Genomic DNA, 13,535 nt, shown 5'->3' with positions numbered 1-13,535 from the left:
CACTCTGGGGGCATGCGTGTACTGGTGGTGGAGGATGAGCGCCGGCTGGCCCTGGCGCTCCGGCACGGACTGACCGCCGAGGGCTTCAGCGTGGACGTCGCCCACGACGGCTTGTCCGGGTTCGCCAAGGCCACGGACAGCGCCTACGACGTGGTGGTGCTCGACATCATGCTGCCCGGCCTGAACGGCTACCGTGTGTGCTCACGTCTGCGGGCCTGCGGCAGCAACGTCGGCATCCTCATGCTCACCGCCAAGGACGGCGAGTGGGACGAGGCCGAGGCGCTGGACACCGGCGCGGACGACTACCTCTCCAAGCCCTTCTCCTTCGTGGTGCTCCTCGCCCGCCTGCGGGCGCTGGCCCGGCGGATCGGCAGCCGGGCCCCGCAGCGCACCGTGCTCGGCGATCTGGTCATCGACTCCGCCGCCCGCACCTGCACCCGCGGCGGCGTGCCCGTCCCGCTCACCCCACGCGAGTTCGCCGTCCTGGACCACCTCGCCCGGCGAGCCGGCGAGGCCGTCTCCAAGCGCGAGATCCTGGACGAGGTCTGGGACAGCAACACGGACGGCGACCCGAACACCGTCGAGGTTCACGTGAGCGCCCTGCGGCGCAAGATCGACGCCCCCTTCGGGCGGGCGGCGGTGCAGACCGTGCGCGGCGCCGGATACCGGCTGGCGGCCGACGGTGGCTGAGCCGCGACCGGCCCCGCCCCTGCCGGGGCGCCCCGGCGTCGTCCGCGCCGCGCGCCGCCTGGCCGCCGCCCTCCCCGGCCTTCTGACGGGTCGTCCCGAGGCGGCCGCACCGATCCGACGGCTGGCGCCGCGCTCGGTCCGTACGCGTACCACCCTCGCCGCGTGTGTGAGCGTCGCCGTCGTCATGCTCGCCGCGTCGGCCGTCGTCCAGACGCTGTTGCGCGTCAATCTGGAGCAGACCGTGGAAACGGGGGCGCGCGAGGAGACCGAGGCCGTCTCCCGCCTCGCCGCCGCCGGTCGCCTCACCCCTCAGCTGCCGCTCGGCCCCGGAACCGACTTCATCCAGGTCGTCGACGCCCGGGGAATGGTGATCGCGCAGAGCCAGAACCTCACCGGCCGCCCCGCCCTCGCCCCCACGGGCACCCACGAGGGCCACCGGACCTACAACCTCGACGCCCTCGGCGAGAAGCACGAGCAGCGCGTCACCACCGTCGCCACCGCCACGCCCACCGGACCGGTGACCGTCCACGTCGGCGCCTCGCTGCGCACGGCCGACACGGCCGAGGACATCACCACGGCGGCCCTCGCCGCCCTGAGCACCCTGATGCTCCTCACCGTCGGGGTCCTTGCCTGGCGTACGACCGGCAGGGCGCTGCGGCCGGTCGAGGCCATCCGGGCCGAGGTCGCCGCGATCAGCGACCGCGACTTGGACCGCCGGGTCCCGGCCCCGCGCAGCGACGACGAGATCGCCCATCTCGCCCAGACCATGAACGCCATGCTGGAACGGCTGGAAGCCGCGGGGATCCGCCAGCGCCGGTTCATCGCCGATGCCTCTCACGAACTGCGCAGCCCTCTCGCGGTCCTGCGGACGCAGCTGGAGGTCGCCCACACCCACCCGGATCCGAAGGTGCGCGACACCCTGGTGGAAGGCGCCCTCCAGGACACCGAACGCCTCCAGGCGCTCTCCGCCGACCTGCTCCTCCTCGCCCGCCTCGATGCGACCGGGCAGAGCCGTCCCGGCGCACCCGTCGACCTCGCCGAACTCGTCCGAACCACCGTGGCAGCACGCTCGACGGACCCCCGGACGGCCGCCCTCCACACGTCCGGCCACGTCATCGTCTCCGGCAACGCGCTGTGGCTGGGCCGCCTGCTGACCAACCTCCTGGACAACGCCCAGCGCCACGCCCGCCACCGCGTCACCGTGCGGCTGACGGCCGACCCGGTGACCGGCGACGCCGTCCTGGACGTGGCGAACGACGGTGCCCCGATCGCCGCCGCCGACCGGGAGAAGATCTTCGAACGGTTCACCCGCCTCGACGACGCCCGCAGCCGCGACTACGGCGGCACCGGTCTCGGCCTGTCCATCGCCCGGGACATCGCGGCACTCCACGGCGGCACGATCACCGTCCACGACACCGCGGACGGCACCACGTTCCGCACCCGGCTCATCGCAACCTGAACACGTCCTGAGCGCGTCGCCCGACGGCGGCCGCCCTCCCCCGCGCGCGGCGGGGCCGGACCTACGCTCGCCGCCATGCAGAAGGCTCCCCCACCCCGGCACCACCCTTTCCGAGCCTTCGGGTTCTTACGCGGACGGCTCGGCTGGGCCTCGTGCGCGGCCTACGCCGCGGCCGCGGCCCTGCCCGCCCCCGGCTCATGGGTGCGCCACGAGCACCAGCTCGTCCTGGGTGAGGCGGTGCACCTCAAGGCCGGCGGCACCCAAGTCCTCCTCTTCGCCGTGCTGTTCGCGGCGGGCCTGCGCAGCAGCCCGCAGGCGATCGTCCGGATGCTGCGCAGGCCCGGCGTCATCGTGGCCGGACTGGCCCTCCATCTGGCCGCGCCCCTGCTGATCATCCCGCTCCTCGCCGTGGCCCTGCGGTGTTCGGCGGACGCGGACGGCGGCAGCGGCATGGTCGCCGCGATGATGCTGACGCTCGCCATGCCGGTGGCGGCCGGCGCAACGGTCTGGACGACGGCGGGCCGTGGCGACGAACCGGCCATGCTCGGTCTGGTCCTGGCTTCCGCCCTGGTCAGTCCCTTCACCGTGCCGCTCACGATCACGACCCTGGCACCGCTGCTGACCAGCGCCTACGCGCATCCCGTGACCGCTGCCGCGGCGGAAGCGGGCGGCGGTTTCGCGCTCACCGCGATCGTCGTCCCGTGCGCTCTCGGCATGGGCGTCCGACGCCTCCTGTCCGTCCGCGCCGAGCACGCCGTCCTCCGGCTCACCGCGCCCTCGGCCGTACTCGCCGCGCTGCTGCTCACGTACGTCAACGCCAGCGGCGCGCTGGGAGCGTTCCTCATCCGCCCCAGGCCGCTGCTCCTGCTCGCGGCGGCGGTGACGGCGGCGTCCGTCTGCGCCCTGTCCTTCGGGGGCGGGAGCTGGTGTGCACGTGCCCTCCGGCTGGAAACGGGCGCCGGCCGGTCCCTCACGCTGGCGTGCGGCATGAGCAACAGCAGCGCCGGCGCCGTGCTGATCGGCGTCGCGATGCCGGACCGGCCGCAGATCCTGCTGCCCGTACTCGTGTTCGGTGTGCTGCAGAAGCTCCTCGCGAACCGGGTCACCCGTCTGCGTGCAGGGGCAGCAGCAGCGTGAAGCGGGTCGGAGCGGTGGAGGCGAGCGAGAGGCGGCCTCCGGCCGCGTCGGCGAGCTGTCGTGCCAGCGCCAGGCCGATGCCCGAGCCCTCGCCGATGCCCCGCTCGAAGATGACCCGGGGGTCCAGTCCGGCGGATCCCTCGTCGGCGACGTCCAGAGCGAACGCCGTACCCAGGTCCCGCAGGGTCACGGTGACGGTCCCCCGGCCGTGCCGCTGGGCGTTGTCCAGGAGGATGTCGGCGATCTGCTCGACCGTACGGCCCGGCACCGGCAGGCGGCCCGCCTGAGGTTCCCAGATCGTGGTCAGACGGCGGCCGTCTTCGGCGAACGCGCCGTGCCAGCGGCGATCGGCGGCCGCCAGCACGTCCCCGGCCGGCTGCTCCTGGCCGGACGCAAGCATGCCGGCGCCCGACCTGGCGAGTCTCAGAACCTCTTCGATGGTGTGGTCCAGGTGCCGGGACCGTTCCGCGGCTTCGGCGAGAGCGGCCCGCTGGTCCGCGTCCGGATCGTCCAGGGCCGCTTCCAGACCGAGCTGCAACCCGGCCAGGGAGGTACGCAGCTGATGGGAGGCGTTGGCGGTGAAATGCCGTTCGTGTTCGAGGAGCTGCGCGAGGCGGTCGACCATCGTGTTGTGAGCGCGCGCCACTTCGTCGATCTCCGCGATCGTGCTCTGCTCCGCCCGCGCCGTCAGGTCTCCGCCGGCGACGGCGAGCGAGGTACCGGCCAGAGCCTCCAGGGGGGCGGCGAGGACGGACGCCTGTCTGCGGGCGACGCCGACCGCCGCGCCGAGCGCCACCAGGCAAAGGCCCAGCAGGACGGCCCAGCCCCACAGGACCCTCGTCCACACCGTGCCGGCACCGGTCGAAGCCCGGATCGCCCCGATGACCCGCTCGCCGCTGGAGACGGGTACCGCGACGACCAGTTCCCCACCGGACCGGCTCCGCGCCACGCCTCCGGCCAGTGCGCGGGTGACGGCGGCTCCGCCACGGGCCGGCCCCGACCCCGAGCGAAGCCTGCCCGCGGCGTCGTAGAGGGCGAGCCCTTCGTCCGGCCGGACGGCGCGCAGTTCCACCGGGTCCCCCGCGGTGAAGTCGGGCCCCACCCGGACGACGGCGGCCATGGCGTCCCGTTCCAGCTCCCCGCCTTCGTCGGCGAAGAACGCGTAGCGGACGGCCACCGCCAGCGGAACGGCAAGCAGGACCAGGGCGACGGTCGCGGCCACCAGGGCCACGCGGACCACGCGTGCTCTCATAGCGCCCATCATGAAGGCGCCCGTCCCGCTGCCGGCCGCTTCCGGCACGGGCGGGTTTTGCCGTCCTCTCACCCTGCGCCGTGCGCGCGCTAACCCTCGTGGGCCTAGCGTCGTAGCCAGAGCAGTCCGCCTCCTGCGAAGGAGCACGAGGACCATGCGACTCACCTACGCCGTTCCCCTGCCCGTGATCGCGCTGACCGTGGCCGTGTCCGCACTGGCCGGATGCGGCTCCGGCTCCTCCCACCCGCCCGCTCCCCGAGCCGCCGTCACCTCCACCGCGCCGGCCCCCGCGGAGTCCAACCCCGCCGGCGACATCCCCGACAACCAGGCCTACGTCACCTACCGGTCCGCCCCGGGCTCCTTCACCCTGAAGGTGCCCGAAGGATGGTCCCGTACGGACGCCGCCAACGGGGACGTCACCTTCACCGACAAGCTGAACCGGATCGCGCTCCACACCGCCGCGGCGGCATCGCCCCCCACCGCGCAGAGCGTGAACGCGACCGTCGTGCCGGCCCTGCGCGGACAGGTCCCCGGCTTCACCGCGGGCAAGACCACCACGGTCACCCGGCCGGCCGGGCAGGCAGTCCTCTTCACCTACCAGGGCAACGGCCCCGCGGACCCGGTGACCGGCAAGGCGGTACGGGACGCTTTCGAGAGGTACGCGTTCTTCCACGCCGGACACGAAACCGACCTCACCCTTTCGGGACCGGCCGGAGCCGACAACGTCGACCCCTGGCGCACCGTCACGGACTCGTTGAGGTGGCAGTGATGAGCCAGGCCGGCAGTACGACGGAGGAGGTGCTCACCGCCCGCGACCTGTACCGCTTCTACCGGTCGGGCGCGGAAGAGACCCTCGCGCTGAGGGGGGTCAGTCTGAGCTTGCGGCGCGGAGAGACCCTCGCCGTCATCGGACCGTCCGGATCCGGCAAGTCCACCCTGCTGGCCTGCCTGGCCGGGCTGGACGAGCCCGACGGCGGCTACGTGTACGTGGGCGGCGAACGGGTCAGCCACCTCTCGGAAGGCGAGCGGGCCCGGGTGCGCGCCCGGCGCATCGGCGTACTGCTCCAGTCCGGGAACCTCCTGCCGCACCTGGACCTGGGCGGCAACATCCTTCTGGCCCGCTCGGCGGCCCGTGCCACCCGCACCCCGTCACGCCGGTCCGGCATCGGCGAACTCCTCGACCAGGTGGGCTTGGGCGCCCGCCGACGGGCACTGCCCCACGAGCTCGCCGGAGGAGAGCGGGCCCGCGCGGGTCTGGCCGTCGCCCTGGCCAACGAACCCGACGTGCTGCTCGCCGATGAGCCCACCGGCGAACTCGACGGCCCCACCGAACAACGGATCCTCGACCTGCTCCAGGACCGGGCGCAGCGCGGGGCCGGGGTCCTCCTCGTCACCCACAGCCGACGGGCGGTCAGGATCGCCGACCGGACCATCGCCCTGCGCGACGGAAGGATCCGGCCGTGAACACCGCCGCCGTCCTCGTCCGCTGCGAGTCGGCGGCCCGCACCTACGGCGCCGGAGCCACCGCTGTCGTCGCGGTCCACGGCGCCTCCTGCGAGATCCGTGCGGGAGACCGCATCGCGATCACCGGGCCGTCCGGATCGGGCAAGTCCACCCTGCTCCACCTGATGGCCGCTCTCGAAGAGCCGACCAGCGGCCGGGTCACCTGGCCGGGCCTGACCGGGAAGCCCGGGCCGGAGACCGTAGGAGTGGTCTTCCAGGGCCCGAGCCTGATCCCCGCCCTCGACGTCGTGGAGAACACCGCCCTGCCCCTCGTCCTCTCCGGGCGGCCGGAGCCGCCCGCCCGGCGCCGCGCCCTGGACTGCCTGGCCCTCGTGGCCGCCGCCCACCTGGCGGACAAGCTCCCCGAGGAACTCTCCGGTGGCCAGGCGCAGCGGGTCGCCGTCGCGCGGGTACTGGCGGCGGCCCCGCGGCTGATCCTCGCGGACGAGCCGACGGGACAGCTCGACCGGGTCACGGGACGGCACGTCATCGACGTGCTCCTGGCCACCGCCGACACCCTCGGTGCCGGGCTGGTCGTCACCACGCACGATCTCCGCGTCGCCCGGCGCCTGAGCCGGCAGTGGTCCATGGACGACGGCCGTCTGCGGGCCGGCCCCGACACCTTCCCGGCCTCCGCCCCGGCCACTCCCCAGGGAGCCGGGCCGTGATCGGCCGCTGGGTCCGGGGACTCCTGCGCCACCGGACGGGGCGCCTCGCCGCCGCGGCCGCGGGCATCGCCCTCGCGGTCGCACTCGTCGCCGCCCTGGGTTCCTTCCTGACCGCCTCGAAATCCACGATGACGGCCCGCGCCGTGCGCTCGGTCGCCGTCGACTGGCAGGCCGAGATCCAGCCCGGCGCCGACGCGGGCGCCGTCGTCGCGGCCGTCCGGGCGGACCCGGGGGTCCGTGCCGCTGAAACGGTCGGCATGGTGCACAGCACCGGGCTGCGGACCACGGCTGCGGGCAGCACCCAGGACACCGGACCGGGCGTCGTCCTCGGACTTCCCGAGGGATACGGCCGCACCTTCCCCGGCGTCGTGCGGCTGCTCGCCGGGAGCGGCACCGGGGTGCTCCTCGCCCAGCAGACCGCCGCCAACTTGCACGCGGCGCCCGGAGACACCGTCACCGTCCGGCTGCCCGGCACCGCGCCGGCCTCCCTGAGCGTGGCGGGAATCGTGGACCTGCCTCAGGCCGACTCCCTGTTCCAGAAGGTCGGCGCCCCGCCGCAGTCCCAGCCCTCCGCCCCGCCCGACAACGTCGTCATCGTCCCGCAGGACCTTTTCACCCGGCTGACCGCACCGCTGGCCGCCACGGACCCGGCCGCCGTCACCACGCAGATCCACATCACCCGCGACGCGCCCCTGCCGGCGGATCCCGCCGCCGCCTACACGGCCGTCACCGCCGCCGCCCGCAACCTGGAGGCCCGTACGTCGGGCGGCGCCGTCATCGGGGACAACCTGGGCGCCACACTCGACGCCGCCCGCCAGGACGCCCTCTACGCCCAGATCCTCTTCCTGTTCCTGGGAGTTCCCGGCTCGGTGCTCGCCGCCCTGCTGACCGCCGCGGTGGCGGGGGCGGGGGCGGACCGCAGGCGCCAGGAACAGGCGCTGCTGCGCACCCGCGGACTGTCGCCGCGCCACGTGGCCGCCCTGGCCGCGGCGGAGGCGGCCGTGGTCGGCATCACCGGAGGTCTGCTGGGCATCGGGATCGCCGCACTCACCGGCCTGGCCGCCTTCGGCACCGCCTCCTTCGGGGTGGGCGCCGCCTCCGCCCTGCTCTGGTCCTCCGTCTCCCTCCTCCTGGGCGTCGCCGTGGCCGGGGCGGCCATCCTGCTGCCCGCTCTGCGCGACCTGCGCTCCAGCACGGTCGCCCAGGCCCGGCGTGAGGTACGGCGCGACCGCTCCCCCCGCTGGATGCGCTACGGCCTGGACTTCGTGCTCCTCGCCCTCTGTCTGCTGGTGTTCAAGGCGGCCGGGGCCAACCAGTACGCCCTCGTGCTGGCCCCCGAGGGAGTGCCGAGCATCTCCGTGTCCTACTGGGCCTTCCTCGGGCCCGCCCTGCTCTGGCTCGGCGGCGCCCTGCTGTGGTGGCGCCTGACCTACCTCGCCCTCGCCCACGGCCGGCCGGCCCTCGCCCGCCTCGCGCGGCCCCTGACCGGCACGCTCGCCTCCACCACGGCGGCGAGCATGTCCCGCAGGCGCCGGCCTCTGGCCCACGCGGCCGTCCTCCTGGGCCTCGCGCTGGCCTTCGCCGTCTCCACGTCCGTGTTCAACGCCACCTACCGGCAGCAAGCGGAGGTCGACGCCCGCCTGACCAACGGCGCCGACGTCACCGTCACCCAGCCTCCCGGTACGCGCACCGGACCCGGCGCGGCCTCCACTCTGCGGGTGGCGGGCGTCCGGCACGTCGAACCCCTCCTGCACCGCTTCGCGTACGTCGGGGCGGACCTCCAGGACCTGTACGGCGTCCGGCCCGCCACGATCGCGAGCGCCACTTCACTCCAGGACGCCTACTTCGCGGGCGGTACCGCCCGCGCCCTGCTGCACAGCCTCGCCGCGCGTCCCGACGCCCTGCTGGTCAGCGAGGAAACCGTCAAGGACTTCCGCCTCGTCCCCGGGGACACGATCAACCTGCGGCTCCGGGACAGCGGTACCCAGGCTCTGCGCTCCGTGCCCTTCCACTACGCGGGCGTCGTCAAGGAGTTCCCCACGGCGCCCAAGGACAGCTTCCTGGTCGCGAACGCGGAGTACGTGGCCCGCGCGACGGGCAGTGACGCCGTCGGCGCGTTCCTCGTGGACACCGGCGGCACGCACCAGCACGGCGTCGCCGAAGCCCTGCGCCACCGGCTGGGCCCCTCCGCCACGGTCACCGACATCACCCAGGCGCGCTCCACCGTCGGCTCCAGCCTCACCGCCGTGGACCTGGGCGGCCTCACCCGGATCGAACTGGGCTTCGCCGTGCTCCTGGCCGCGGCGTCCGGCGGGATCGTGCTGGCCCTGGGGCTGGCCGAACGCCGGCGCACCTTCGCGATCACCACCGTCCTCGGCGCCACGCGTCGCCAGCTGCGCGGTCTGGTCCTCTCCGAGGCGGCCGCCCTGACCACGGCGGCGTTCGCGGGCGGCGCCGTCATCGGCTGGGCCCTGTCCCAGATGCTCGTCAAGGTGCTCACCGGCGTCTTCGACCCGCCGCCGGCCGGCGCGGCCGTTCCCTGGGGCTACCTGGCCGTCACCGCCGTGGCCACCGTCGCGGCCCTCACCGCGGCCGCCCTGAACGCTGCCCGACGCTCCGCCCGCCCACCCGTCGAGGAACTGCGCGAACTGTGACGCGCAGGCCTACGCTGCTGACCATGCCCGCCCCCCACGGCCGCGACCACTCCCCCGCCCTCCTGATCATCGAGGACGACGACACCATCGGGCGTCACCTCGACACCGGACTGCGGGCACACGGGTACGCCACCACCTGGTGCCGCACCGGAAACGGGGGGCTCGAAGCCGCCCGTGCGGCGCCCCCGGACATCATCCTGCTCGACCTCGGACTGCCGGACGCCGACGGGATCGACATCGCCCGGGAGCTCCGCAACCGCCATCCCGACTCGCTGCTCGTCATCCTGACCGCCCGCACCGAAGAGATCGACATCATCGCCGGGCTCGACGCGGGCGCCGACGACTACCTCGTCAAGCCCTTCGCCCTGTCCGTGCTCCTGGCCCGGCTCCGCGCCCACCTACGCCGTCTGCCCCCCGGGCACGACGACCAGGAGGCGGCCTGCCGCGTCGGGCCCCTCGTCGTGGACACGCGCGCCCGGACCTGCCTCCTGGGAGGTGTGGAAGTCCCCCTGCGCCCCAAGGAGTTCGACCTGCTCGCCGTGCTGGCCAGGCACGCCGGAACCGCCGTGTCCCGCGAGGACCTCATGGCCCAGGTGTGGGACGAGAACTGGTTCGGCCCCACCAAGACCCTGGACGTCACCCTGGCCTCGCTCCGCCGGCGTCTCGCCCAGAGCGCGGCGCGGGCCGTACCGCCGACGGACCCGCCCGGCATCTCCACGCTGCGCGGCTTCGGGTACCGGCTCGAAGCCGGTCCGGGGTGACGCGCACCCGCCGTCAGAGGGTGGACCAGCCGCGGGTCAGCGTGGTGATCGAGGCCGCGGTGCTGTCGAGGCGCGCGTCGTCGCCCCGGACCGCCCGGTTCAGCTCCAGGTGCAGGAACCGGATGCCGTCGCCCGCCGCCACCTGCCCCTGTTCGTTCTCGGTCCCCGAGAGCTTGCACTTCTCGGAATATGCCGTGCACACATTCAAGCCATCACCCCGCAGGGCCGCGGTCAGTTGCCTGGCGTCCGCCGTGGCCTGGCCGCCGACTCCGGTGGACACCACCGCGTCGTGGCCGGGGAACGACTCGTTGGCGAACCCGTGCAGCTGGATCCCCGGCATATGACGCCGCATCAGTTCGCTGATCACGCCATGGAAGACCGAATCCGTACGGTGCGCCATATCGGCCGCTCCGTCCTTGCCCGCGGTGCGGTGGGCTCCGGCGAGCACCAGCACGCCGCCCGGGGCGCCGCGCAGGACCCGGGCGCCCAAGACCTCGGTGTGGGCGTCGGCGATGGGGTGGGGGACCTGCACCGACCAGCGCGGGGGGTGATCGAGGTCCACGTAGACCCGGCCCCAGCCCCGGTTGCCGGGGCCCGACTCGCTGATTCCGTCGGCGACCTCCGCGTACCGGCGCCCGCTGACGGAGTCCGTCACGGTAGCGAGGGTGTAGCCGACGGCGGCCAGCTGGACCCTCGCCCCGTCCTGGTCTCCGTCCAGGAGGAGGGCGACTCCCCTGGTGAGCGTCTGCCGTTCGGCGCTCGTGGGCAGGCGATAGCCGCCGCTCTCGCCGAAGGCCTCGGTGAAGCGGCTGATCCGGTGCTCCAGGTCGTTGTCCGCGGACCGGGTGGCCGCGGGCGCGGGCCTGGCCGACTGACCGGTGGCCGCCCTGGGAGGCGGCGCCGACAGCTTCACAAAAAGCACCAAACCTACGCCAATCAGGCCGGTAAACGCGCACAGTAGTGCAATTGTTATCCGGTTGGTCCATGGAACGTTCATAGGCATATAAAAATAGCTGAGTGGCTCAATTTGACTGCGCGTCGGCCCGGAAGCCACCTCCACCACCCCCTCTGCCGCCCGACGACCTGCCATGACCCTCGTGCCGCACCGGCTCCAGGACAGAACGAAAAAGGAGCCCGTGTTGGCTACGTCGCGATCGAGGCGGCGGCGCCGGACCCGCCGCAGGGCGGACATGTCCCTGTTGGGAGGCATACGTCCGCCCATCGCAGCCCTCTCGGTGTTGCTGCTGACCCTGGCCGGCCTCACCGCGTTCCAGCTCGGGCACATCGACAAGGGCGCCGTGGCGCCCGCCGTCCTCACCTCCCAGAAGTACTTCGCCGAGGACGGCGCCATCGCCCTGCGCGCCTCCCTCGACGAGAGCATCACCGACATCGGCAGGACCGCCTCCCTGGTCGGGGCCGGCGAACCCCTTTCGCCGGACGCGGTGCTCGACAAGCTCGGCAACGTCTACCAGAAGTGGCGCGGCACGGCCGTACTCGAGATCAAGTCGGGGCGGCTCGAAGCCCAGCGCGGGGAGAACCTCCCGCTGACGGCCCTCGACCTGAGCACCCTGAACGGCCCGGACGGCCTCGCCCCCCGCATGGTGCGGCTGGAGACCGGCGAGGTCCGCCTCCTCACCCTCGGCCTGCTGTCCTGGCCGGGCCGGCCGCAGCAGCTCCTCGTCGCCTCCAGCAGCCTGAAGGTGCCCGGGGTCAGCCTGGGCAAGGACCGGGCCATCGCCGTCCTCGACGTCTCGGGCCACGTACTGGGAAGCAGCGGGGTCGGCAGCGGGGAACGGGAGCAGAAGCAGCTCGCCGCGTTCGCCGCGACCACCGCCGAGAAGGCGAAGCGGCACCCGCTCCAGTCGAAGGAGCCCGGTTCCGGCGGCTTCCCCGGGGTGAGCGGCAGCCTGCTCGGAGACTCCGCGAGCGGCCGTCGCGCGGTGGCCGGCTACGCGAAGCTCTCCGGTCCGACGCCCGGGGTCGCCACGGACGCGTCCGCCCTCGGGCTGACCGTCGTCACCTTCGTCAGCGCCGCCGAGCAGCGCTCCGCCGTGGGGGACTCCTTCTTCTGGATCGCCGCGGCCGGCGCGCTGCTGGCCCTCGGCGCCCTCGCCGTGGCCCTGCTCGTCGTCACCGTGCAGCGTCCGCTGCTCCAGCTGTTCCTGGAGAGCCGCCGGATCGGCCGGGGCGACCTCAGCCGCCCGGTCACCCTGCCCAAGTACGGCGAGGCCGCCCGGATCGGCGCCGCCCTGGACCGGCTGCGGCAGCAGTTGCTCGGCGAGCCCGGCCCGCCGGCCGACGGCCCCCGTCCCGGCCGGCGCGGCCGGATCGGTACGCGGGCCCTGGTCGCGGCGTGCGCGGCCCTGCTGGTGGTGTGGTCCGCGCCGCTGCTGCTGACCCTGAACCGCGCGGGCGCCTCCGTCAAGGTCCCCCAGACGGTCGTCGACGATCAGCGGGAGCGCACCGACACCCTCGCCGACCGGGTGCGCCGGGCCCTGAACGAAGGGCACGCCGACCTCACCTCCGTCGCCTCCGTCCTCACCGCCAAGGCGACCCCCGCCGAGCTGACGGCCGTACTGGAGCGCACGCGCAGCGAGCACGGCCGGTACGAGTCCCTGTACGTGCTGAAGGCGGACGGCACCGTCCTCGCCCGGGCCGGCGGCAAGCCCCACCACAGCGGCGCCAAGACGGCATCGACACCTTCCGTGACCGTGACCGACATCGGCAACGAGCCGCTGATCACCGAGTACGCCGAGGCGTCTGCCCTCGGCGGCGCGGTCGTGGTCGGCGAGCTGCGCATCGACTTCATCAACGCCCTGCTCAAGCGCCCCGGCATGGGAGAAGTCCGCGTCGTCGACGCCAAGCACCGCGTCGTCGGCTCCAGCAACGGCTACCGCGCCTTCACGGAGCTGGCCAACGATGACCTCGAAGCCCTGGTCAAGAGCGCCAACCAGAAGTCCGGCAAGGGCCCCGGCCCGCGCAGCAACGTCCTGCGCCACGGCGGGACCTTCATCGCCGCCGCCGCTCCCATGACCGGGGGCGGGGTCGCCCAGCCCCTGGGGTGGACGGTCGTCAGCCTCCAGCCCGCCAAGGGCCTGGAGATCGCCGCGTACACCGCGCAGAACCGCACCGTGCTGGCCGGCCTCCTCGGACTCACCGGCGCGGTGGCCTGCCTGGGATGGCTGCACATCGTCGTGGTGCGGCCGCTGCGCACGCTCGCCGACCGCGCCGAGGCCGTCGCGGACGGCGACCGCCGCACCGTCCTCTACCCGACCCACCACGACGAGGTCGGCGCCGTCACCCGCAGCCTCGAAACCATCCGCCAGCAGCTCCAGGAGCAGCGCAAGCGGGACGCCGGCGCCGGACCGGGCCGCGACCCCGGCCGTACGGCCCCGGCCGGAAGGAACTGAT

The 13,535-nt window shown here is 73.9% G+C and carries 11 protein-coding genes; 9 read left to right on the top strand and 2 right to left on the bottom strand.

Going from position 1 to position 13,535, the window contains the following annotated elements; all coding sequences use genetic code 11:
* Positions 1-12: 12 nt before the first annotated feature.
* The 3 genes from ACFYYT_RS12940 to ACFYYT_RS12930 all read left to right on the top strand — a co-directional run bounded on the left by ACFYYT_RS12940 (position 13) and on the right by ACFYYT_RS12930 (position 3,286).
* A complete protein-coding gene (locus ACFYYT_RS12940; protein ID WP_351826209.1) occupies positions 13-690 on the top strand; it encodes a response regulator transcription factor in 678 nt (225 codons plus the stop codon).
* Positions 683-2,149 (top strand): ATP-binding protein, encoded by a 1,467-nt coding sequence (locus tag ACFYYT_RS12935; protein ID WP_351826208.1) that lies wholly within the window; start codon positions 683-685, stop codon positions 2,147-2,149. Before ACFYYT_RS12940 ends, ACFYYT_RS12935 begins: the two co-directional genes overlap by 8 nt.
* 75 nt (positions 2,150-2,224) lie before the next feature.
* On the top strand, positions 2,225-3,286 hold the full coding sequence (locus ACFYYT_RS12930) for a sodium-dependent transporter (protein ID WP_351826207.1): 1,062 nt from the start codon (positions 2,225-2,227) through the stop codon (positions 3,284-3,286).
* On the opposite strand, the gene ACFYYT_RS12925 is transcribed toward ACFYYT_RS12930, so the two are convergent.
* Positions 3,252-4,538, bottom strand: a complete 1,287-nt coding sequence (locus tag ACFYYT_RS12925; protein ID WP_351826206.1) for a HAMP domain-containing sensor histidine kinase — start codon at positions 4,536-4,538, stop codon at positions 3,252-3,254. The two genes, ACFYYT_RS12930 and ACFYYT_RS12925, sit on opposite strands and share 35 nt — an antisense overlap.
* A gap of 154 nt (positions 4,539-4,692) precedes the next feature.
* Between ACFYYT_RS12925 and ACFYYT_RS12920 the strand changes: the two genes are divergently transcribed.
* The 5 genes from ACFYYT_RS12920 to ACFYYT_RS12900 are packed head-to-tail and all read left to right on the top strand — an operon-like array spanning position 4,693 to position 10,124.
* Positions 4,693-5,307: a hypothetical protein gene (locus ACFYYT_RS12920; RefSeq protein ID WP_351826205.1), complete on the top strand. Its 615-nt coding sequence runs from the start codon at positions 4,693-4,695 to the stop codon at positions 5,305-5,307.
* Positions 5,307-6,002 (top strand): ABC transporter ATP-binding protein, encoded by a 696-nt coding sequence (locus tag ACFYYT_RS12915; protein WP_351826204.1) that lies wholly within the window; start codon positions 5,307-5,309, stop codon positions 6,000-6,002. Before ACFYYT_RS12920 ends, ACFYYT_RS12915 begins: the two co-directional genes overlap by 1 nt.
* Entirely contained in the window at positions 5,999-6,709 is a 711-nt protein-coding gene (locus ACFYYT_RS12910; protein WP_351826203.1) for an ATP-binding cassette domain-containing protein, read from the top strand. The genes ACFYYT_RS12915 and ACFYYT_RS12910 overlap by 4 nt, the downstream gene beginning before the upstream one ends.
* Positions 6,706-9,363: an FtsX-like permease family protein gene (locus tag ACFYYT_RS12905; RefSeq protein WP_351826202.1), complete on the top strand. Its 2,658-nt coding sequence runs from the start codon at positions 6,706-6,708 to the stop codon at positions 9,361-9,363. Before ACFYYT_RS12910 ends, ACFYYT_RS12905 begins: the two co-directional genes overlap by 4 nt.
* A gap of 23 nt (positions 9,364-9,386) precedes the next feature.
* A complete protein-coding gene (locus tag ACFYYT_RS12900; protein WP_351826201.1) occupies positions 9,387-10,124 on the top strand; it encodes a response regulator transcription factor in 738 nt (245 codons plus the stop codon).
* A gap of 13 nt (positions 10,125-10,137) precedes the next feature.
* Here ACFYYT_RS12900 and ACFYYT_RS12895 read toward each other — a convergent pair whose 3' ends face one another.
* Positions 10,138-11,046, bottom strand: a complete 909-nt coding sequence (locus tag ACFYYT_RS12895) for a hypothetical protein (protein WP_351826200.1) — start codon at positions 11,044-11,046, stop codon at positions 10,138-10,140.
* Positions 11,047-11,314: 268 nt separating this feature from the next.
* Between ACFYYT_RS12895 and ACFYYT_RS12890 the strand changes: the two genes are divergently transcribed.
* Positions 11,315-13,534: a cache and HAMP domain-containing protein gene (locus ACFYYT_RS12890; RefSeq protein WP_351826199.1), complete on the top strand. Its 2,220-nt coding sequence runs from the start codon at positions 11,315-11,317 to the stop codon at positions 13,532-13,534.
* Position 13,535: the final 1 nt, after the last annotated feature.

Source organism: Streptomyces sp. NPDC002032, assembly GCF_042890765.1.
Lineage (GTDB): Bacteria > Actinomycetota > Actinomycetes > Streptomycetales > Streptomycetaceae > Streptomyces.
The sequence above is the reverse complement of the archived record's forward strand: the minus strand, read 5'-3'. Positions and strand labels throughout refer to the sequence as shown.

Coding starts and splice junctions, on each gene's coding strand:
- ACFYYT_RS12940 (WP_351826209.1), top strand. CDS start 13: ATGCGTGTACTGGTGGTGGAGGATGAGCGCCGGCTGGCCCTGGCGCTC.
- ACFYYT_RS12930 (WP_351826207.1), top strand. CDS start 2,225: ATGCAGAAGGCTCCCCCACCCCGGCACCACCCTTTCCGAGCCTTCGGG.
- ACFYYT_RS12925 (WP_351826206.1), bottom strand. CDS start 4,538: ATGAGAGCACGCGTGGTCCGCGTGGCCCTGGTGGCCGCGACCGTCGCC.
- ACFYYT_RS12920 (WP_351826205.1), top strand. CDS start 4,693: ATGCGACTCACCTACGCCGTTCCCCTGCCCGTGATCGCGCTGACCGTG.
- ACFYYT_RS12915 (WP_351826204.1), top strand. CDS start 5,307: ATGAGCCAGGCCGGCAGTACGACGGAGGAGGTGCTCACCGCCCGCGAC.
- ACFYYT_RS12900 (WP_351826201.1), top strand. CDS start 9,387: ATGCCCGCCCCCCACGGCCGCGACCACTCCCCCGCCCTCCTGATCATC.
- ACFYYT_RS12890 (WP_351826199.1), top strand. CDS start 11,315: ATGTCCCTGTTGGGAGGCATACGTCCGCCCATCGCAGCCCTCTCGGTG.